Origin of the sequence: Streptomyces sp. NPDC007264 (genome assembly GCF_042869095.1) — a bacterium.
Taxonomy (GTDB): Bacteria; Actinomycetota; Actinomycetes; order Streptomycetales; family Streptomycetaceae; genus Streptomyces.
In genome coordinates this window covers 271,674-292,534 of record NZ_JBIAFD010000009.1, presented here as the reverse complement: position 1 = coordinate 292,534, position 20,861 = coordinate 271,674, and the positions used below count along the sequence as shown (strand labels likewise).

Here is a 20,861-nt window from a genome sequence, read left to right as displayed (position 1 = left end):
CCGTACGCAACCCCACCCCGCCGCACGACCTCGAAAGGGGACGACATGTTGTCGATGCGTCTGCTCCTGGATGATCTCCAGGAGCCCAAGTGGAGGCTGGCAGGCAGGCGTTGGACCAACGGCAAAAGTTGGATCGAGCCCGCGAACGTGTCCGCGTTGGTTGTGGAGGTCAACGACGACCAGGCGCCGTGCGTACGGATCCGCGTGAAGGAGTGCAGGCGGGACGATGCCGACTTCGTCGAACTCACCATGGAGCCCGAGCAGGCCCGCCTGGCGGCAGGCGCCTTCGGTACAACCCCGCTCTACCTGACGGAAGGGGCTGGCGAACTGCACGCCTCATGGGACCTGACACTGTTGCGGCCGCATCTGCGGGCTGACCGCTTGGCGCCGCGCGTGGTCGCCCGAACGCTGACGAGGCAGCACCGCTACACCTCCGAGACCCTTTTCGAAGGCGTCTACCGCCTCACCGAACGGGCGTCCGCGATGTTCACCACCGCGGGGCTCAGCATCCACTACCCGGAGCCGGCCGAGCACGTACTTGAGCCCCGTACTCTGCGGCCCGGAGTGGATCCACTCGCGGCTCTGGACGAGTTGCTGACCGATGCGATCCGCCAGGCGCCGACGGCAACCGGGTGCGTGGGCGTCGAGCTGTCCGGCGGGGCGGACTCCGGGAACGTCGCCCTGGCCGTGAAGGCCGCCTGCTTCCCCGAGATGCACAGCTTCGGCTTGCTGGTGGGAGGAAGCGTCGGCAGGCAACAGAGCGAGCGGCGCCGGGCCCTTGTGGAGCACTGCGGCTTCCTCGACACGGCCGTCTCCGCCGTGCAGCACCCACCCTTCTGCCCCGGAGGCGTACGCGCTCTGCGCAAGCCGCACGATCCGGCGGGAGCCTTCTACCAGGAGGCGTTCGATGTCCTCCGAGAGCAGGCCGCCGCCCGGCGGTGCGAGATCATGTTCACGGGCACCGGCGGAGACGAGATCAACGCCTACCACTCCAGGACGCAGGCCCAACTGCCAGCGCCGGACCCCGTACCGTGGCTGGGAGTCCAGGGCGCCCGAGCGCTCGCTGAGGTGAACGAGCACCTGGCGCCCATCCCAGTACTGCCCGTACCGACCCTGATGGCGTTCGGATTGCACAACCCGGGATTCCTCCGGGCCGGAATCTGGCCGGTGAGCCCGCTCGCGAACCCGCAGATCGTACGGTTCATGGAGCAGCTGCCGCACGAGCACAAGCGCGGCAAGGCGCTGTTCCGCGAGCGGATCAGGCGGGCCGGGCTGGCCGAGTGGGTGGCCGCTCCGGCCGAACCGGAGAACTTCCTGGCCGTCCTGGAGAAGGGCCTGCGGTCCTACGGCCTGCCCGTACTGGACGACATGCTGAAGGAGTCCATCCTGGTGGACCTCGGCTACGTTGACGGCAAGTCGCTCGCCGAGGCGCGGCGGGACGCCGACGCCGCCCCGGTCGTTCCCGATCTGCTGTGCGACGTGCTCGCTCTGGAGGCCGGACTGCGCAGCATCATGTGACCAGCCCCGACACGGAAGCCGAGCACGTGGAAGCCACCAACCTCCTGTACCGCGACCCGGAACTCTACGACATGGTCCAGTCCGACAGCACGGGCGCCGGAATGTGCCGGACCCTCGTCGAGCTGCACCGCCCGGGCGCCCGGACCCTGGCCGACTTCGGATGCGGCACCGGCCGAGACCTGGAGATCCTCGCCAAGCGCTTCGAGTGCATCGGCGTAGACCTGCAGCCCGGCCTGGTCGACCACGCCCACCGGATCCGGCCGTGGCTGGACATCCGCACCGGCGACATGCGCACCGTACGACTCGGTCGGCGCACGGACGTCGTGGCCTGCCTGGGCAACAGCCTCGCCTACGTGCACGACAACGACGAGATCGACCAGGTCTTCGCCACCTTCGCGGCCCACGCCCAGCCGGGCACACTGCTCGTATTGTGCTCCCCGATCGCCCCGACCACCCGGACCGGGCCGGCCACCGCGAGGGTGGACACCCCCAGGGGACCCGCGACCGTCACCGTCCGGCACGAGTGGGACCTGCGGACCCAGATCGACACCATGCACCGGCACTGGGTACTCCCGTCAGGCGACGAGGCCCGGGACGAGATCCGCAGGCGCGTCCTGTTCCCCCGTGAGTTGGAGCGGTACGCGCAGGGCGCCGGCTTCGAGGTCCTGGACATGCTCGACGGCGCGGGCGCGTGGGCGGGGCTCACCGGCCCGACCGCGTACACAGTCGCCCGAGACACCCGGTGATCGACCGGGTGTCTCGGGCACATGGATGGGGCGCCCCCGGCCCGTTCCTCCCCGGCCGGGGGCGCCCCTGGATCGTCGGTCGGCCCGCAGACCTACTTCGTGTTGACCGTGACCTTGCCGTCGATGATGTCCTGCTTGGCCTTGTCGACCGCCGCGACGACGTCCTTCATCGCCTGGTACTTCGGGTTGGAGTCGGCGAAGCCGACGCCGCCCGACTTGAGGTCGCCGCGCTGCTCGCCGGACAGCGGCTTGTTGTCCTTGACGACCGACTTGGCCAGCTCGTAGACCGCGCCGCCGACGTTCTTCAGCGCCGAGCCGAGGATGTAGTCCTTGTACTTGGCCAGGGCGCCCTGCGTGTACTGGTCGGAGTCGACGCCGATCGCCCAGACCTTGTGCGCGGCGGCGGCCTGGATCACGCCCTGACCCGACAGGCCGGCCGCCTGGTAGATCACGTCGGCGCCCGCCTCGATCTGCCCGTTGGCCGCGTCCTTGCCCTTGTCGGGGCTGGAGAAGCCGCCCTCCGCGGGCGTCTGGGTCAGGTACTGCGACTCGATCTTGATCTTCGGGTTGACCGACTTCGCCCCCTGCGCGAAGCCCGCCTCGAACTTGTGGATGAGCGGGATGTCCACGCCGCCGATGAAGCCGATGTGGTTCTTCTTGGTGGTCTTCGCGGCCGCCACACCGGCCAGGTAGGAGGACTGCTCCTCGTGGAAGACCATGTCGGCGACGTTCTTCAGCTGGATCGTGTTGTCGTCGATGATGCCGAAGGTGACCTTCGGGTACTTGGCCGCCACCTGCTTGACGGCCGGCGCGTAGGCGAAGCCGACCCCGATGACCGGGTTGTAGCCCGACTTGGCCAGCGTCTCCAGACGCTGCACCTTGTCGGCGTCGGACTCGCCGTCCTGCGGCTCGATGTCCCGGCCGCTGATCTTGAAGTCCTTCTCGGCCTTCTGGAAGCCGGCGAAGGCGGCGTCGTTGAAGGACTGGTCGCCCTTGCCGCCGATGTCGTAGGCGAGGCCGATGCCCTTGCCGCTGTAGCCGGACGCGTTCTTGTCCGAGCCGCCCGAGTCGCTGCTCGCCTCCGAGCTGGACTTGCCGCACCCGACGGCCGCGAGGGCGATGACCGCGACGGTCACCGCAACTTGGGAGAACCTCGTCCTCCGAGAGATCAGACGCACAGCACAGCACCCCTTCATCGCCACGGCACCGTCACCCGGTCCGCTTGCCCGACGCGCCGCCACCGCAGCGGTCCGGCGCACAGTAACGCGCGTAGAAGCGGAGCGGTACGGGGTTCGTCGCGGCCGTTATCGATTCGTGCCGACGTCCGGTTACGTCTGCGCACCGGGCGTTACGGACGGGTGACGCAAGCGGGCGAAGGGGTGCCAACCGGGCCCTGCTTTCGGCCACGGCGGCACCCCGTGCCCGCGGAGGTGCGGCTACCGCGACGCGTCCAGCAGCGCCGCCGCCGTGAACAGCTCCACGCCGACGGTGATGGCGTGTTCGTCGGCGTCGAAGTCGCCCTGGTGGAGGTCGCGGACGGTGCGGTCGCCGGGCCGGCGGACGCCGAGGCGGGCCATGGCCCCGGGCACGTGCTCCAGGTACCAGGAGAAGTCCTCGCCGCCGAGGCTCTGCTCGGTGTCCTCGACGGAGTGGGCGCCGCGGCGGGCGGTCATGGCCTCGCGCAGGAGGTCCGCGACCGCGGGGTCGTTGACCACCGGTGGCACTCCGCGGACGTAGTTGATCTCGGACTTCGCCTTGTACAGGTTCGCGATCTCGTCGATCGCCGCATGGACGACGTCCGGCGCCTGCCGCCAGGTGTCGAGGTCGAGGCAGCGCACGGTCCCGGAGAGCTCGGCGTGCTGCGGGATGACGTTGCAGGCGTGGCCGGACTCGATGCGCCCCCAGGTGACGGCGAGCCCGCTGCGGGCGTCCACGCGGCGCGCGACCAGCGCCGGCACCTCGGTGGCGACCCGCGCGGCGGCCATGACGAGATCGGTGGTGAGGTGGGGGCGCGCGGTGTGGCCGCCCGCGCCGTCGAGCGCGACCTCCAGCCGGTCGCAGGCGGAGGTGATGGGGCCGTGGCGCAGTCCGATGCGGCCCGCCTCGACCCTGGGGTCGCAGTGCACGGCGACGATCCGCCCGACGCCGTCGAGGACACCGGACTCGACGGCGTCGGTGGCACCGCCCGGCAGGACCTCCTCGGCGGGCTGGAAGATCAGTCGCACCGGCCGCGGCAGCCGCCCCTGGCGGTGCAGCTCGGCGAGGACGAGCCCGGCGCCGAGGACGACCGTGGTGTGCACGTCGTGGCCGCAGGCGTGGGCGCGGTCGGGCACGGTGGAGCGGTAGGCGCAGCCGGCCTTGGTGTCGGGGATGGGCAGCGCGTCGATGTCGGCGCGCAGCGCGAGCATGGGACGTGCGCCGTCCCGGTCGCCGATGTCGCAGAAGAGCCCGGTGCCGGTGTCGAGCACACGCGGAACGAGTCCCGCCTGCTCCAGGCGGGTCTTGATCGCGGCGGTCGTGCGGAACTCCTGGTTGCCGAGCTCCGGGTGCATGTGCAGGTCGCGGCGGAAGGCGACGAGTTCGGCGCGCAGCGCCTCGGGCAGCGCGCCGGGGAGCACCGCGTCCCCGGGGTGATCGGCCTCGGACTCTCGGGACATGGTTTGGTTCACCCTTTGAAGGGTAGGGCGGTCGGGCGGCCGGCCTCCCCACGATCAACAAAACTTCAACCCGTCAGGGGGAGAAAAATTGGCCGCTCGCCGCATGGCCGACGATGAGGATGGGTAAACTCGCCCACCTTTCCGGACGAACGGGATACGGGAAGTCCGGAGCGGCCCGCCGGGGTGTCCGCGGAGCCGTCCCGGCACCGCCGAGGGCGCCCGGTGATCCCTGCACGGGACCGCTCCCCTGTCCGAGCGCTCCCGACCCGGGGAACCGCCCGGACGACCCGGGCGACTCCCTTCCCCCCACGGATACCACGCCGCGGGGCCGTCCGGCCTCCCGAAGGGCGTTCGCACGTCGCATGCACGGTGGGGAGCCCGGTCGCCCACAGGCCCGCGACCCGCGCCGCACAGACCCGCGACCTGCGCCGTGCCGTCCCGCGACCGTCGCCGCACAGGCCCGCGACCTGCGCCGCACAGGCCCGCGACCGGCGGCGTGCCGTCCACACGACCGGCGCCGCACCGTCCACACGACCGTCACCGCACCGTCCGCGCGGCCGGCACACCGTCCTATCCCGTGGCGATGTCCTGCTCCGCGGGCGACGGCACCCGGTCCACGTCCCTGGCCGTCCCCGTCACCCCGGACAGGAAGCCCTGCGCCCGTGGGGACGCGCGGTCCGTCAGCCAGGCCGGGTCGATGTCGCACACCGCCACGCGGACCTGTGTGCCGGCGAGGGCCAGGGGCAGGGTGTGGACGACCGTGGACGGAAAGCTGAGGATCGTACGGCCGATGGGGCCCCGGCGCGCGATCAGCTCCAGCGGGAGGTCCGGGCGGACCACCTCCAGGCCCGTCTCGGTCGCCACACGGTGGAGTTTCTCCGCGCTCTCGCGCCGGTGCGCGAAGTAGCGGCCGGCGCCGTGCGCCTCGGCGAGGGCCCGGACCGCCTCCAGGTAGCGCTCGCCGTCCACCACACCGGTCTCCACGAGGGAGGTGCCCACCAGGTCCGCGCCCTTCGTGAGGCGCGGCGGACCGAAGCGGGCGCGGGTCCAGGCGAAGTCGTTCGCCGTGACCGCGACCCCGGCGGGTGCCTCCTGGATCGGCATCGAGGAGAAGACCTCCACCGCGCGCCGTCCGCCGGGCGTCAGGCGGCGGCGCGCCGACGCCGACACCGGGGCGAACAGCAGGTCACGGGCGCCCGGGCGACCGCCCTTGCGGTGCCAGCGCACCAGGCGTTCGCCGCGGGCGAGCTGGGCGACGAACTCCATCGTCGCCGTGCCGTCGTCCACCACGACCAGGTCGCGGGCACGGGTGATGGTCAGCAGCAGCTGGACGTAGCGGGAGAAGGGGTCTCCCATCACCACCCGGTCCGTCCGGCGCAGCAGCGGCGCGAGGCGGCCGACGGTCCGGAAGGGTGCCGTCGCGCCGCCCCGGGCCTCCTCCCAGCAGACCTCGTGGCCCTCCTCACGGGCGAGTTCCGCCATGCGGCGCAGCTGGCCGCGGGTCATCGGGTCGGTGGGGGCGAGCACCACGAGGGTGAGCCCCGCGCGCGCCGGATCGCTGTCCGCGCCCGGCCGCGGGCCGGCGGTCCCCGGCGCGCGCAGCGCGTGCGCGTGCGCGTGCGCCCACTCCAGGACGTTCAGGAGCTGTACCGGGCTCTCGACGAACGCGAGTGCGCGGGGGCCGCCGGCTGCGGCGCGGGGGCTCATCGGCGTGGGACCCGTCAGGCGCTCAGACCGACACCGGCTCACCGGCCGCCGCGGCGATCTCCGCCTCGGCGACCACGCCGGCGACCCGGCGCAGCTTCTTCATCGGGCCGAGCTCGGAGTCGTAGACCTTCTTCACACCGTCGCCGAGCGACGCCTCGATGGTGCGGATGTCGCGCACCAGGCGCTGCAGGCCCTGCGGCTCCACGGACGCGGCCTGGTCGGAGCCCCACATCGCGCGGTCGAGCGTGATGTGCCGCTCGACGAACGCGGCGCCCAGGGCGACCGCCGCCAGGGTGGTCTGCAGGCCGGTCTCGTGGCCGGAGTAGCCGATCGGGACGTTCGGGTACTCCTTCTCCAGGGTGTTGATCACGCGGAGGTTGAGCTCCTCGGCCTTCGCCGGGTACGTCGAGGTGGCGTGGCAGAGAAGGATGTTGTCGCTGCCGAGGACCTCGACGGCGTGGCGGATCTGCTTCGGCGTCGACATGCCGGTGGACAGGATGACCGTGCGGCCGGTCGCGCGCAGGGTGCGCAGCAGTTCGTCGTCCGTCAGGGAGGCGGAGGCGACCTTGTGCGCCGGGACGTCGAACTTCTCCAGGAAGGCGACCGCCTCGGTGTCCCACGGGGACGCGAACCAGTCGATGCCCTTCTCCTTGCAGTACGCGTCGATCCGGCGGTACTCGTCCTCGCCGAACTCCACGCGGTGGCGGTAGTCGATGTACGTCATCCGGCCCCAGGGGGTGTCGCGCTCGATGTCCCACTGATCGCGCGGGGTGCAGATCTCAGGGGTGCGCTTCTGGAACTTGACGGCGTCGCAGCCGGCCTCGGCGGCCACGTCGATCAGCTTGAGGGCGTTCTCCAGCTCACCGTTGTGGTTGATGCCGATCTCGCCGCAGATGTAGACCGGGCGGCCGGGGCCGGCGGTACGCGAACCGAACTGACGAAGACGGGAGTTGCTGCTCATGGCGGGGGGATTCCTTACGTGTCGAGGGAGTCGAGAGAGGGGCCGAGGATCCAGCTGGCGATCTCTCGGATCGCGCCGTCACCGCCGGGGACGGTGGTGACCGCGCGTGCGGCGCCGCGCACGACGTCGTGGGCGCTCGCGACCGCCACGGGCCAGCCGACGAGGGCGAGGCACGGGAGGTCGTTGACGTCGTTGCCGACGTAGAGCACGCGCTCGGGCGCGATGCCCTGCTCCTCGCACCACTGCTTCAGTGCGAGGTCCTTCCGGTCGATGCCGTGCAGGACCGGGACGCGCAGCTTCCGGGCCCGGGCGGCGACGACCGGGTTCTGCTCCGTGGACAGGACGAGCATCGCCAGGCCGCTCCTGCGCAGGGCGGCGATGCCGAGGCCGTCCCCGCGGTGCACGGAGACGAACTCGCGTCCGTCGGAGTCGATCAGCACCCTGTCGTCGGTCTGGGTGCCGTCGAAGTCGAGTACCACCGCGTCGATGTCGGCGCGGGTCGGGAGGGCGTCGGGCCGGGCCGCGTCGAACAGCGGTGCCAGGGCCCGGGCGCGGGCCAGGTCGTGCGGGTCGTCGATCTCCAGCACCCGGGCCGGGTCGGTGCGCACGAGGTCGGTGCGGCCGAAGAAGCGGTGCCGGTGCGCACGCAGTCCGGCCGCGTCCATGGCGTACGCGGCGCCGGTCTCCAGCAGGTCCTGGGGCCGGTCCTGGCGGCGCGGGCGGAAGGACTTGTCGTGGTTGACGCCGTATCCACCCCTGGTGGCGGTGGTGCCGGCGACCCGGGTGCCGCCCGCCTCGGCCACCTCTCCGGTGTGCCGCGTCCCGATGACCGGGGCGGGCTCGTCCGCGGCGTCGCGCCACAGGAAGCCGTGGAAGGGGGCCACGGTCAGCGCCGTGTCGGCGCCGCTCTCGACGACCGCCGCGGCCACCCCGTCGATGTCCTCGCGGGCCAGGAAGGGACTGGTGCACTGGACCAGCAGCACCACGTCCACCGGCGAGCCGTGCAGCGCCTCGTGGGCGTCCATGGCGTGCAGGACGGCGTCCTCGGAGGTGGCGGTGTCGCCCGCGATGGCCGCGGGCCGCAGCACGACCTCGGCGCCGGCCTCACGGGCGGCGGCGGCGATCGCCGCGTCGTCGGTGGAGACGACGACGTCGGTGACGTGCCGGGCCGCCCGGCACTCGCGCACCGCGCGGGCCACCAGCGGCACCCCGCCGACCGGGGCCAGGTTCTTCGCGGGCACGCCCTTGGAGCCGCCGCGCGCGGGAATCACCGCGAGCACGCGGCGTACCGGCGCCGCCTGTCCCGCTTCCGGGTTCGACATGGGCTGTACTCCTTGAGGTCCTTGGCGTGGGGTCCGCGCGCTCACAGCTCCCCCATCCGCCGGATCACGGGCGCGACGCGCTGCACGCCGTGGCGGTAGGCGCCGCGGGCCGCCCGGCGGACGATCTGGCGCACGGGGCCGGCGGCCTTGTCGGCGGCGGGTGCGCCGGGCAGCGGACTGCCGTCCGGGGCGAGGTGGTGACGGGCGAGGACGCCGGGCAGGTAGCCGGGCGCGGTGACGGGCGTGTAGTAGGGCGCCAGCGGCGGCAGTTCAGCGGCGGCGAGCAGCGCGCTCGTACGCCCGCGCGCCTCGTCGAAGGCGGTCGCGTACGACGCTCCTGAGGAGGGGGGACCCCCGGCGGCGACACCCTGCCGGGACACCCACTCCGGGTCCGGCGCGGGCTCGTGGCCGGCGTCCAGCTGGTCCCAGGAGGCGAGGCAGCCCGACCCCACGAAGTGGTGGTTGCCGAGCGCCTCCCGCACCCCGAGGTCGGTCAGGACGACGGTGGGGATCCGGCGGTGCAGGGATTCCAGGGCGGCCGTCGAGCTGACGGTGACCAGCAGGTCCGTGCGGTCGAGGACCTCGCCCATGTTGCCGTAGACCAGGCGGAAGTTGGCCGGCGGCTGCTGCTTCTGGGCCAGCTTCTGGTAGGGCAGTTCCTCGATGTGGGTGGTGTGTTCGCCCGGCTTGGAGCGGAGCTTGAGCAGTACCTCGCGCTCGGGGTGGCGGCGCGCGTGCTCGATCAGCCGGTTCAGCAGGTACGTGCGGTCCCGGCGGTTCTCGGGCACGGAGGGCTGCGCGGCGAAGACGACCGTGTACGGGTCGTTCTTCTCGTACGGGGCCCCGCCGAGGAAGGGCAGCGCCACCTCGGTGACCGAGGAGGCGTCGGCGCCCACTCCCTCGTACACCGCGCGGAAGCGCTCGGCGTCCTGGCGGGAGTTGGCGAGGACGAGGTCCGCCCCGTGCCGCAGCAGCAGGCCGTCGGCGAGCTTCTCGTAGACGACGCCCACATAGCCGGTGACGACCACCGGCCGCCGGGCGCGTCCCCGCCAGGCGTGGGCGAGCCCGTGCAGCATCGCCTGGACGCCGCCGCCGACGAGGGCGAGCACGAGCACGTCGTACGTCTCCTCCGCCATCTCGCGCAGGAACTCGAGGGCGGTCACCTCACGGAGGGAGTCCGCGCGGACGCCGACCTCGTCGAGCTGGCGGGCGGTGGGGGTCGCGCGGCCCCGCAGCAGGAAGCCGTCGAGCCGCACGGCCCGACCGGCCGGTTCCGGTGATTCGCCGGTTTCCCCGGCCCCTGTCGGTGAGATGCGGTGCGCGGTGAGCGCGCCCCATTTCCACCGGGTGTCGGAATCGGCGAGGACGGCGACCCGCAGGATTTTCGCGGTACTTGCTGGCACGTCGAAGACGCTAGGAAGCGATTCCGATGCCTGGCCCAACCGGAACACAACAAACGGTTAACAACACTTCGCCGAATGGCGAATCAGGCCGCGAAACGCGCTCGAAACAACTGGGTTCACTGTTCCGCCACGTGTCGTTCACCCGGTATCAAGCCGATGGTCAAGACGAATGCCGGGCGGCCCCCTAACGTCACTCGGGTGGTCAAGCTCTCCGTCATCGTGCCGTTCTACAACGTGCAGCAATACGCGCCCGACACCCTGAAGAGCCTGCGTGCGAACGCGCGGGACGACTTCGAATTCATTCTCGTCGACGACTGTTCGCGCGACGAGACACCGGACATCCTCGCGCGCGCCGAGCGCGAGCTGCCAGGCGCGGTGCTCGTCCGGCACGAGCAGAACGGAGGACTGGCGACGGCCCGCAACACCGGGATCGACGCCGCGCGCGGCGAGTACCTCACGTTCCTCGACGGGGACGACTGGCTCGCGCCCGGCTACTACCCCCGACTGGTCGCCGCCGCCGAGGAGTTGGGGTGCGACTTCGTCCGCACCGACCATGTGCAGTGCACCGCGCGGGCCCGCAGCGTCCACCGGGTGCCGCACGGCCGGCGCGGTGTGGTGCTGACCCCGCGGGACGCGATCCTGCCCGCCGACCGCTCCACCTCCGTCGACTACCCCTACGCGTGGGCGGGTGTCTACCACCGCCGGCTGGTCGACCGCGGCCTGCTGCACTTCACCGACGGGCTGCGCACCGCCGAGGACCGGCCGTGGATCTGGCGGCTGCACCGCGAGGCGGAATCCTTCGCGGCGGTGAGCCTGCTGGGCGTCTTCTACCGCCGTGGAGTCGCCTCCTCGCTCACTCAGATCGGCGATGTACGGCAATTGGACTTCATTCGCGCGTTCGACCAGGTGGTGGCCGAAACGGCCGAGGACCGGGACGCGGACAGGCTCCTGCCGAAAGCCGTTCGCACGTATTGCGCCATCATTTCCCATCATCTGGGATCCATCGAAAGGTTCGAGCCGCCGGTGGCACGGAAACTGAAGTCGATGAGTGCTGTCGCGCTGCGGCGCATGCCGCAGGCCGTACTCGAGGAGGCCCTCGACTCCATGGACATCCAGCGCGCCTCGCGCCTGCGCCGCCTGCGCCGCCGTCCCGCCTCCGCGGGGGTGGCCGCGTGACGACGCAGATCTTCCTGGCGTCGACGCTGTACGGCACGGCGACGCTGGCCGCCGCCCTGGACAGCGAGTGCTTCGCGCCCGCCGACCGGCGCATCCTGCTCGTCTCCAACAACGCGGCGACGCCCGAGACCACGCCCGGCCTGGACGAGATGCCCGGCTTCACGCACCTGCGCGCCCGCTTCGACGACGTGGTCTCCTGGAACGAGACCATCTCCCCCTTCCACCCGGGCGGCTGGGCCCCGCGCCCGGACGACGTCCCGCTGTGGGAGCGGCACCTGCGGCTGGCGTGGGACCTCGGCGACGACGACATCGAGCTGGCCGTCGAGTCGATCCAGGTCAACCCGGCGCTGGGCATCTGCCAGATCTTCACCGGGGCGCCCGTCACCGTGTACGCGGACGGCCTGATGAGCTACGGCCCCACCCGCAACAAGATCGATCCGCTGGTCGGCACCCGGGTGGACCGGCTGCTCCACCTGGACCTGGTGCCGGGCCTGAAGCCGCTGCTGCTCACCGAGTTCGGCGTCGAGCCGGAGATACTTCCCACGGACGCCTTCTCCAAGATCCTCGCCGAACTCGAGGACACCGGCGACGCGTTGCCGTCCGTCGACGCGCCCGCGCTGCTGCTCGGCCAGTACCTCTCCGCGCTCGGCATCCTCACCGCCGAGGAGGAGGAGAACCTCCATGTGCGGATGCTGGAGGGGGCGGTCGGGCTCGGTCACACCCGGGTGGTGTTCAAACCGCACCCGACGGCCCCGGCCCGCTGGTCGCGCACCCTGGAGAAGGAGGCGGACCGGCTCGGCGCCGACCTGACGGTGCTCGACACCCCCGTGCTCGCCGAGGTCCTCTACCAGCGCATGCGTCCGGCCCTGGTGGTGGGCTGCTTCTCCACCGCCCTGCTCACCGCGTCCGCCTTCTACGGTCTCCCGGTCGCCCGCACCGGCACCGGCGCCCTGCTGGAGCGCCTGACGCCGTACGAGAACAGCAACCGCGTGCCCGTCACCATCGTGGACGCGCTGCTGCCGGAGCTGACCGACCGCGAGGCGGTGACCGGCCGGCGCCGGGGCATGGACGTGCGGGACCTGACCGGGCTGATCGCCGCGGTGGGCTACGCGATGCAGCCGAAGATCTACCCGGAACTGCGTCCGGCCGCCGAACGCTATCTGACGGACCATCTGACGCGGCACACCTGGCGTTACTTCAAGCGCAAGCGCCTCACGTCGCTGGCCCTGCCCGGCGCGGTCCCCGCCCAGCTCGCGTTCATCCCGCGCAACGCGACGGTGCGCCGGGTGGCACGCCGCGCCCGTTCCCTCAGGCGGGTGGCACGCGGCTGAGCCCCCGGGGCCGGTCCGTTCGGGCCGGCCCCGGAACCCGGGGTGACGCGCAGGTGAACGCGCACGGAGCGTTCGGCGAAGCGGCAGACCATCCCCCGGGATTCCTCTTTTCATCCGATTACTGTGCTGTGGGTCAGCCCAGTCCCGCCGAGGGGAAACCTGTGATCGACACGCCCGGGGCCCTCCGCGGGACCGCCACGGACACGGCGGTACGCGACACCCTGCCGTCGCCGGCCGCCGCACCCCGCCCCCCGAAGCCGCGCGAGGGCCGTGAGGGCCGGCTGCGCGCCCTGGACGGCCTGCGGCTGGTCGCCGCGTTGATGGTGGCGGCGTACCACTACGGCGGACGCGGCGGAGAGGTCGCCCGCGCCTGGGGCAGTTCGCCGCGGGACCAGTTCCCGACGCTCCACCCGTTTTTCGCCTACGGCTGTCTCGGCGTCCAGATCTTCTTCGTCATCAGCGGCTTCGTGATCTGCATGAGCGGCTGGGGGCGCCCGCTGCGGTCGTTCTTCGCCTCCCGCGCCTCCCGGCTGCTGCCGGCGTACTGGGCGGCGATCGTCATCGTGACGGGGGTGTTCGCGCTGCCGGTGGTCGCCTTCAAGGCGGTCTCGCCGAGCGACGCGCTGGTGAACCTGACGATGCTGCAGCAGCCCCTGGGCGTGGACCGGGTGCTGGGCGTGTGCTGGACCCTGTGGGCGGAGATACGCTTCTACGCCCTGTTCGCGCTGTGCATCGTGCTGCCGGGCGCGACCCGTCGGCGTGTGATCCTCTTCTGCGCCTCCTGGACGCTGGCGGCGGCCATCGCGCAGGGCGCGAAGGAGCCGCTGCTCGACATCGTCCTGATGCCCGAGTACGCGCCGTTCTTCATCGGCGGCGTCGGGCTCTACCTGGTGCACCGCGACCGCCGGGACGTGTACGCCTGGGGCATCGTGGGCGTCAGCTGGCTGATCGGCCAGCACTACGCGGTGCGGCGCCTGTGGCACGCCCCGAACCCGGACGCCTTCTCCTACCGCCCCGCCTACGGGATCGTCCTCGTCGTCACCCTCGGCTTTCTCGCGGTCGCCGCGATCGCGCTGGGCTGGCTGGGATGGGCGAACTGGCGGTGGCTCACGGTCGCCGGAGCCCTGACCTACCCCTTCTACCTGGTCCACGAGCACCTGGGCTGGGTCGTCATCCAGGCCCTGCACCGCACGCTGGGCATCCCGTCGTACGGCACGCTCCCGCTGACGGTCGCGAGCATGCTGCTGCTGGCCTGGCTGCTCAACCGCCTGGTGGAGAACCGGCTGACCCCCCGGCTGCGCACCGCCCTGGCGGCTCCACGGCGCTGAGCCGCGTCGACGGAGCGCAGCACCCGCTCCCGGACAGCACGCACATCGCCTGCCGGGGCACTAGACGCCGGCCAGCGACAGCTTCACCGCGAAGCCCAGGAAGAGGACGCCCGCGGCCGACGTGGCCCCCGCCGACAGCCGCCTGCGCCGGTGGAAGGCCGCTGCAAGGCGCGTGCCGCCGAATATCAGGGCGCTCAGGTACAGGCCGCTGGCGATCTGGGCGAAGAAGCCCAGCACGACGAAGGAAAGCGCCGGGTGGCCGTACCCGGGGTCGACGAACTGCACGAAGAAGGCGACGAAGAAGAGGATCGCCTTGGGGTTGAACAGGCTGATCACCAGGGCGCGGCGGAAGGGCCGCTCGGCGGCCGCGGTGAGCGGGGCGGAGGTCCGGGCCGGCGTGGCCTCGGCGGCCTCCCGCCGCCGGTTCCGCCACATCCCCCGGGCGGCTCGCAGCATGCCGACCGCCAGCCACGTCAGATAGCCGGCCCCGGCGTACTTCACGATCCCGAACAGCACCGGGTTCGCCTTCAGCAGCGAGGCGACCCCGGCCGCGGACAGCGTCATCAGCACCGAGTCCCCGCACCAGACGCCCGCCGCCGCCGTGTAGCCGGCGCGCACACCGTTGCGGGCGGCGACGGACAGCACGTAGAGGGAGTTGGGCCCGGGCAGCAGGATGATGAGGACCAGACCCGCCAGATAGGTGGGGAGATCGATGACGCCGAACATGGGAAGGAGTGTCGCACGGGGGTACGACACTCCGATTCCGGGTTTCGCGGGGCGAGACGGTCGGTCAGAAGGCGTCGCTCGGCACGTACGTCCCCCACACCTCGCGCAGCGCGTTGCAGACCTCGCCCACCGTGGCACGGGCCTTCAGCGCCTCCCGCATCGGGTACAGCACGTTGTCGGTGCCCTCCGCCGCCTTCTTCAGGTCCGCGAGCGCCGCGTCCACCGCCTGCTGGTCGCGCTCGGCGCGGAGCCCGGCGAGGCGTTCCGCCTGCTGCGCCTCGATCGCCGGGTCGACGCGCAGGGGCTCGTAGGGCTCCTCCTCGTCGAGCTGGAAGCGGTTGACGCCGACGACGACCCGTTCGCCCGCGTCCGTCTCCTGCGCGATCCGGTAGGCGTTGCGCTCGATCTCGCTCTTCTGGAAGCCGTGCTCGATCGCCGGGACCGCGCCGCCCAGCTCCTCGACCTTGCCCATCAGCTCCAGCGCCGCGGCCTCCACCTCGTCCGTCATCTTCTCGATCACGTACGAGCCCGCGAAGGGGTCCACGGTCGCCGTCACGTCCGTCTCGTAGGCCAGCACCTGCTGCGTGCGCAGCGCCAGGCGCGCGGACTTGTCCGTGGGCAGCGCGATCGCCTCGTCGAAGGAGTTCGTGTGCAGCGACTGCGTGCCGCCGAGCACCGCCGCCAGGCCCTGCACGGCGACGCGCACCAGGTTCACCTCGGGCTGCTGCGCCGTCAGCTGGACACCGGCCGTCTGCGTGTGGAAGCGCAGCATCATCGACTTCGGGTTCTTCGCCCCGAACTCGTCCCGCATCACCCGCGCCCAGATCCGGCGGGCCGCGCGGAACTTGGCGACCTCCTCCAGAATCGTCGTCCGGGCGACGAAGAAGAACGACAGCCGGGGCGCGAAGTCGTCGACGTCCATGCCGGCCGCGACCGCCGTGCGCACGTACTCGATGCCGTCCGCCAGGGTGAACGCGATCTCCTGCGCGGGGGACGCCCCGGCCTCCGCCATGTGGTAGCCGGAGATCGAGATGGTGTTCCACTTCGGGATCTCCGCCTTGCAGTACTTGAAGATGTCCGCGATCAGGCGCAGGGACGGCTTCGGCGGGAAGATGTACGTTCCCCGCGCGATGTACTCCTTGAGCACATCGTTCTGGATGGTGCCCGTGAGCTGCCCGGCCGGCACCCCCTGCTCCTCGGCGACCAGTTGGTACAGGAGCAGCAGCAGGGCGGCCGGCGCGTTGATCGTCATGGACGTGGAGACCTTGTCCAGCGGGATCCCGTCGAACAGCACACGCATGTCGTCGAGCGAGTCGATGGCGACGCCGACCTTCCCGACCTCGCCGTGCGCGATCGGCGCGTCGGAGTCGTGGCCCATCTGGGTGGGCAGGTCGAAGGCGACCGACAGGCCCATCGTGCCGTTGGCGATCAGCTGCTTGTAGCGTGCGTTCGACTCCACCGCCGTACCGAAACCCGCGTACTGACGCATCGTCCACGGACGGCCCGTGTACATGGAGGGATACACCCCGCGCGTGAACGGGTACGCCCCCGGCGCGCCCAGCTTCTCGGCCGGGTCCCAGTCCTCCAGGGCATCCGGCCCGTAGACCGGCTCGATGGGCAGTCCGGACTCCGACTCGCGCGCCATGGTGTGTGCCTCCGCGTTGCTTTGTTTCTCGGCCTGGTGGACCCGGCTCCGCTACCGACCGGTACAGACGCCCTCGCCACGGACTGTAGCGGCGGCCGTGCGCCCGGTGGAGGGCCGCACGCTGGGACCTTGCTCACAACCATGCCCCCCTGTTCGCCCGCGGGCACATGGGGGGAAGATCTCAGGTGACACGATCGGACACCGGGTACCGGTGGGACGACGGGGGGGCCGCATGGGCGCCAGGGGTACCAGGGGTACGGGGACATCGCTTCTCGCCGGGATAGCCGGGGCGGTGGCGCTCGCCGCGCTCGCCGGATGCACCGCGCAGCCGGTGGAGGGGCGGGGCGGGGGCGCCGAGCACCGCTCACCGGTGCACATCGAGGTCCCGCCCACGCCGTCGGGGACCGCGGCACCGGCCACCACGCCCGCTCCCCGGCCCTCCGCCGCGGTCCTGTGGACACGCGGCGACGCGGGCCGGCAGGTGCGCGAGCTGCAGGCCCGGCTGCGCCAGCTGGCCTGGCTGTTCGACGGGCCGACCGGGACGTACGACGACCTGACCGAGAAGGCCGTCAAGGGCTTCCAGGGCAAGCGCGGGCTGCCGCGGACGGGCGAGGTCGACTCCGTCACCTGGCAGCGGCTGCTGAAGATGACCCACAAGCCCGGCACCTGGGAGCTGTATCTGATGGGCGGGCAGCCGGCCGCCGCGCCGGACCCGCGGTGCACGACGGGCCGGGTGCTGTGCATCAGCAAGACGACCCGGACGCTGCGCTGGATGGTCGACGGCCGGACCGTCTCGACGATGGCCGTCCGGTTCGGCACGCAGTACACGCCCACGCGCGAGGGTGTCTTCCACGTCTACTGGAAATCACGCCATCACGTGTCCACGATCTATCACTCGTCCATGCCGTACGCGATGTTCTTCAGCGGCGGCCAGGCGGTGCACTACTCGTACGACTTCGCGGCGCGCGGCTACGCCGGCGGCTCCCACGGATGCGTGAACGTACGGGACGAGGCCGCGATCGCGGCGCTGTTCTCCCAGGTGAGGACCGGCGACAAGGTCGTCGTCCACTGGTGAGAGGAGCCACGGGAGGTGTGCGGGGCGCGGGCAGGACCGGGGGAACGTGTCCCGCCCGCGCCGGGTGCACCGAGCCGTGGGTACGGGGGGAACCCCGGCTCTGTGCGACGGCCGATGACCAGTCGGCTCACTTATTACTGCGTCAGCACGGCCGAAAACGTCACACCCCCGCCGACGAAACCCCCAGGCATCGCGAAACCCCAGGTCAGAGGCCATGTGGAGGCAGGGGGACGGGACGGTCTGTCAGTGGCCCCCGGGCGCGCCCAGCGCGCTGTAGACCGGGGCCGGGGACGCCGTCCGCGGGGCCGGGCCCTGAGCGACGGCGTGGGTGTCCGGTGGGGCGAGGGGCGGACCGCCGGCGCCGGGCCCTCTGTGGCCTTCGCCGTCACCGCCCTGGTCGCCACCGTTCCCGTTCCCGTTCCCCTTGCCGTTTCCCTTGCTCTTGCCGTTCCCCTTGCCCTTCCCGTTCCCGTTGCCGTTCCCGCTCTGCCCGTCGCTCTTGCCGTCCAGGACGCCCCTGCAGAACTTCTTCACCCGTGCGCTGCCGCCGGCCGCGTCCTCCAGCGCGCGCTGCCGCTCCCGGCCGAGTCCCTTGCCGTCGGCCAGGTCGCGGCAGGAGGAGCGCACCGCCACCCACCACTGCTCGGCCCCGCCCGCGGCGTGCTCGTCACCGGAGCCCGGCCGGCCGCTCGGTGCGGAGCCGTCGCCCGCCTCGCGGTGCGAGGAGCCGTTCCGGGTGCCGCTCGTGGCGCCGGGCGCCGGCGTACGGGGGCCGCCCGGCGTCGGTGTGAGCAGCGGCTGCGGCGACGTCGCGGCGGCCGACACGGACGCCGCGGGCCCCGGTTCGTCGTGGAACGGCGTCGGCAGGACTCCGGTTCCGGCCGCCACCGCGACCCCTCCGATCATCCCGGCCGCCACCGCGGCGGCCAGCCCGAAGCGCACGCGGCGCCCCCACCGGGAGGAGCCCCCGGAGGCGGCGGGGCGCCCTAGGCGGATGAGTCCGGCGTCGGCGGACCGGGCGGCGAACGGGCGGGCGGACGTGCCGGAGCACGATTCCTCGCCGTCGGCGCCGGTGCGCGCGGCCCGGAACGCGGCCAGCGCGGCGGCCTCGCCCGGCGCTTCCTCGCCGGTGGGAGCCGGTGCCGCGGCGAGCGCGGCGAGGGCCTCGGCGAGCCGGGCGGCGCGTGCGCGCGTGTCGGGGTCGACGGCGTCCAGCGGCTCTCCGCGCAGCAGGCGTTCCGCCGCGTCCTTGTCCAGCCACCCGTACTGCTCGTCGGCCATCACATGTCCTTCTGCGTCCGCGAACGCACGCGCGTCACACCCGCGGGCGACACCGCGCGCCTGCGCGCATCTCGCTGGGGAGGCATGGCGCCGAGGGCGCCAGCTGATTCCGGATCGGCCCCGGGGCCCGCGTCGAGCAGCTCCGCCAGCCGCTTCAGTCCGCGGTGCGCGGCCGTGCGGACGGCGCCCGGCCGCTTGCCGAGCGTCTCGGCCGCGGACTTGGCGTCCAGGCCCACGACCACCCGCAGCACCACGGCCTCCGCCTGGTCCTGGGGGAGCTGGGCGATGAGGGAGAGGGTGCGGTCCGTGGCCAGGGCCTCGATGGCCTCGCCGGCGGTGTCCGACTCGGCGGCCCTGCCGGTCAGTTCCGTCTCGTCGCCGCCGATCGCGGGGCGCCGCCCACGCATCCGTATGTGATCCAGCGCACGGTTGCGGGCGATCCGCGCGGCCCAGCCGCGGAACCGGTCGGCGTCGCCGCGGAACCGCTCCAGGTCCCGCGCGATCTGCAGCCATGCCTCGGAGGTGACGTCCTCCGCGTCGGGATCGCCGACCAGCGTGCGCACGTATCCCAGCAGTCGCGGATGCACCGCGCGGTACACGGTCAGGAACGCGGTCTCGTCCCCGTCCTGTGCCGCAAGCACGGCGGCCGTCAGCTCCGCGTCGTCCCCCAGCACCCCGAACTGCCCCTCTGTGCGCCTTGTCCGGCACCGCCCGCGCGGACCGGGTTGTCGCTGTCGTGATTCCTCGTCGTTGCCTGTGGCCCGAGGCCGCTCGTGGTCTGCGGCGGTTCCCCTCACCCGTTCTGCTGGTCGTCCGCGGTCGGCGCGAAAGGCACGTTACGGCCTGAAACCGGTCTGCGTCCATGACGGTACAACGTGCAACCAACACATGACGCGATGGGGTGTGACAGAAAACGCATCCATGGCGCTGTAGAGAGTACGGGCCGCCGCGCGGCCCGTGCCGCGCGACGGCCGGGGCCTCTCCTGTGGGGGGTGGCGGCCCCGGCCGTTGCCTCGGCGGCACCGTGGCCGCGCCGCGAGGCACACCCCGGCGGGCCCTGATCGCATACGGCATCGGCGCATCGAGCTCCTGTGGACACGCATCCGAGACGAACGACGTCGGGGCGCACACACGCGAGCCACCGGACGCCCGACCGGTCCGCGACAGCGGCCCTACCGCCCGGGTCTCTTGGACCTGCGGGCCGTCGGCACGACGGCCGGCGTGGTGGGAGCGGCCGGAGTCACGGCGTCCGAGCCCGCCGCCGTCCCGGCGTTCCCGCCCTTGTCACCGGACTTGCCCGTCCGGTCGGCCGGTGCGGTGGCGGTGCGCGCCAGCTGCTCCGCGCAGTACGCCTCGACCTTGTCCTCGCCGCCCGCGGCCACCACCAGCCGCTGCCAGGCCGTGGCCTCCATCGCCTTGCCCCGGTCCTTGACCGCTTCGTAGGCACGGCAGTGGGCCTCGGTGTCCTGGGCGGTCTCCGGGTGGTCGGGGGAGGCGGCGGTGCCCGGCGCGTGGGACGTCGGGTCGGGCCGCCCGGCCGGGGCGTCCGTGGCGCCGTGCGAGGGCCGGCCGTGGTCGCCGCCCGCGTCGCCGGAGGAGCCGGCCGAGCCGATCCCTGCGACCGCGACGCCGCCCAGGGTCAGGCTCGTGAGGAGCACGGCGACCGTCGCCTTCACCGAGCGCCGCGTACGCCGCTGCTCGCGCGGCCGCCAGTCGTCCCGGCGCCGGGTCCGCGGCTGCTGCGCCCGGGCGTCCCGGGTGGCCCGGAACGCCGCCACCGCCCGCTGTTCGGCCTCGGCGTCCACGGCGCTCTCGCGCAGCGCGGCGGCGAGCAGCGCCTCGAGCACCGCGCTCTCGGCCTCGACCCCAGGGGCGGGCACGGTGCCGCCGGGGTGCACGTGCCGACGGCCGGGGACTCCGCCGCCGCTGTGCCGTTCACCCATGTCCGCATCCATCCCTGTTCGACGGCCGGTCCCGTCGCCGGG

Annotated in this window: 17 protein-coding genes; 6 read left to right on the top strand and 11 right to left on the bottom strand. The window is 72.4% G+C overall.

Annotated features, from left to right (window positions below; genetic code table 11):
• Positions 1–45 precede the first annotated feature (45 nt).
• The gene (locus ACFYMU_RS18370) at positions 46–1,518 is read left to right on the top strand and encodes an asparagine synthase-related protein (RefSeq protein WP_388373969.1); all 1,473 of its coding nucleotides are present in this window, start codon (positions 46–48) and stop codon (positions 1,516–1,518) included.
• The gene (locus ACFYMU_RS18365; RefSeq protein ID WP_388373967.1) at positions 1,515–2,264 is read left to right on the top strand and encodes a class I SAM-dependent methyltransferase; all 750 of its coding nucleotides are present in this window, start codon (positions 1,515–1,517) and stop codon (positions 2,262–2,264) included. Before ACFYMU_RS18370 ends, ACFYMU_RS18365 begins: the two co-directional genes overlap by 4 nt.
• Before the next feature lie 92 nt (positions 2,265–2,356).
• Here ACFYMU_RS18365 and ACFYMU_RS18360 read toward each other — a convergent pair whose 3' ends face one another.
• The 6 genes from ACFYMU_RS18360 to ACFYMU_RS18335 all read right to left on the bottom strand — a co-directional run bounded on the left by ACFYMU_RS18360 (position 2,357) and on the right by ACFYMU_RS18335 (position 10,314).
• A complete protein-coding gene (locus tag ACFYMU_RS18360; protein WP_388373965.1) occupies positions 2,357–3,400 on the bottom strand; it encodes a BMP family protein in 1,044 nt (347 codons plus the stop codon).
• Positions 3,401–3,700: 300 nt separating this feature from the next.
• Entirely contained in the window at positions 3,701–4,921 is a 1,221-nt protein-coding gene (locus ACFYMU_RS18355) for an amidohydrolase (RefSeq protein ID WP_388373963.1), read from the bottom strand.
• A 570-nt stretch (positions 4,922–5,491) separates the two neighbouring features.
• On the bottom strand, positions 5,492–6,628 hold the full coding sequence (locus ACFYMU_RS18350) for a hypothetical protein (RefSeq protein ID WP_388373961.1): 1,137 nt from the start codon (positions 6,626–6,628) through the stop codon (positions 5,492–5,494).
• Positions 6,629–6,650: 22 nt separating this feature from the next.
• Positions 6,651–7,589 carry an N-acetylneuraminate synthase family protein gene (locus tag ACFYMU_RS18345; RefSeq protein ID WP_388373959.1) on the bottom strand — a complete coding sequence of 313 codons (939 nt, stop codon included), beginning with the start codon at positions 7,587–7,589 and terminating at the stop codon, positions 6,651–6,653.
• Between the two features lie 14 nt (positions 7,590–7,603).
• Positions 7,604–8,911 carry a cytidylyltransferase domain-containing protein gene (locus ACFYMU_RS18340; RefSeq protein WP_388373957.1) on the bottom strand — a complete coding sequence of 436 codons (1,308 nt, stop codon included), beginning with the start codon at positions 8,909–8,911 and terminating at the stop codon, positions 7,604–7,606.
• Positions 8,912–8,952: 41 nt separating this feature from the next.
• The gene (locus ACFYMU_RS18335; protein WP_388373955.1) at positions 8,953–10,314 is read right to left on the bottom strand and encodes a DUF6716 putative glycosyltransferase; all 1,362 of its coding nucleotides are present in this window, start codon (positions 10,312–10,314) and stop codon (positions 8,953–8,955) included.
• Positions 10,315–10,512: 198 nt separating this feature from the next.
• On the opposite strand from ACFYMU_RS18335, the gene ACFYMU_RS18330 reads away from it, so the two are divergent.
• The 3 genes from ACFYMU_RS18330 to ACFYMU_RS18320 all read left to right on the top strand — a co-directional run bounded on the left by ACFYMU_RS18330 (position 10,513) and on the right by ACFYMU_RS18320 (position 14,149).
• Positions 10,513–11,490 (top strand): glycosyltransferase family 2 protein, encoded by a 978-nt coding sequence (locus tag ACFYMU_RS18330; RefSeq protein ID WP_388373953.1) that lies wholly within the window; start codon positions 10,513–10,515, stop codon positions 11,488–11,490.
• Entirely contained in the window at positions 11,487–12,821 is a 1,335-nt protein-coding gene (locus ACFYMU_RS18325) for an alpha-2,8-polysialyltransferase family protein (protein ID WP_388373951.1), read from the top strand. Before ACFYMU_RS18330 ends, ACFYMU_RS18325 begins: the two co-directional genes overlap by 4 nt.
• Before the next feature lie 161 nt (positions 12,822–12,982).
• Positions 12,983–14,149 (top strand): acyltransferase family protein, encoded by a 1,167-nt coding sequence (locus tag ACFYMU_RS18320; protein WP_388373949.1) that lies wholly within the window; start codon positions 12,983–12,985, stop codon positions 14,147–14,149.
• Between the two features lie 60 nt (positions 14,150–14,209).
• On the opposite strand, the gene leuE is transcribed toward ACFYMU_RS18320, so the two are convergent.
• Together leuE and ACFYMU_RS18310 are read right to left on the bottom strand one after the other, a co-directional pair.
• Entirely contained in the window at positions 14,210–14,875 is a 666-nt protein-coding gene (gene leuE / locus ACFYMU_RS18315; RefSeq protein WP_388373947.1) for a leucine efflux protein LeuE, read from the bottom strand.
• A gap of 64 nt (positions 14,876–14,939) precedes the next feature.
• A complete protein-coding gene (locus ACFYMU_RS18310) occupies positions 14,940–16,520 on the bottom strand; it encodes a methylmalonyl-CoA mutase (RefSeq protein ID WP_388373945.1) in 1,581 nt (526 codons plus the stop codon).
• Between the two features lie 232 nt (positions 16,521–16,752).
• Here ACFYMU_RS18310 and ACFYMU_RS18305 point away from each other — a divergent pair, with 232 nt between their 5' ends.
• Positions 16,753–17,595 carry a L,D-transpeptidase family protein gene (locus ACFYMU_RS18305; protein WP_388373943.1) on the top strand — a complete coding sequence of 281 codons (843 nt, stop codon included), beginning with the start codon at positions 16,753–16,755 and terminating at the stop codon, positions 17,593–17,595.
• A gap of 243 nt (positions 17,596–17,838) precedes the next feature.
• Here ACFYMU_RS18305 and ACFYMU_RS18300 read toward each other — a convergent pair whose 3' ends face one another.
• The 3 genes from ACFYMU_RS18300 to ACFYMU_RS18290 form a co-directional block, all read right to left on the bottom strand.
• Positions 17,839–18,876, bottom strand: coding sequence for a hypothetical protein (locus ACFYMU_RS18300; protein ID WP_388373941.1), 1,038 nt, complete (start codon positions 18,874–18,876; stop codon positions 17,839–17,841).
• Positions 18,876–19,550, bottom strand: coding sequence for an RNA polymerase sigma factor (locus ACFYMU_RS18295; protein WP_388373939.1), 675 nt, complete (start codon positions 19,548–19,550; stop codon positions 18,876–18,878). The genes ACFYMU_RS18300 and ACFYMU_RS18295 overlap by 1 nt, the downstream gene beginning before the upstream one ends.
• Positions 19,551–20,048: 498 nt before the next feature.
• Positions 20,049–20,819: a hypothetical protein gene (locus ACFYMU_RS18290; RefSeq protein ID WP_388373937.1), complete on the bottom strand. Its 771-nt coding sequence runs from the start codon at positions 20,817–20,819 to the stop codon at positions 20,049–20,051.
• Positions 20,820–20,861: the final 42 nt, after the last annotated feature.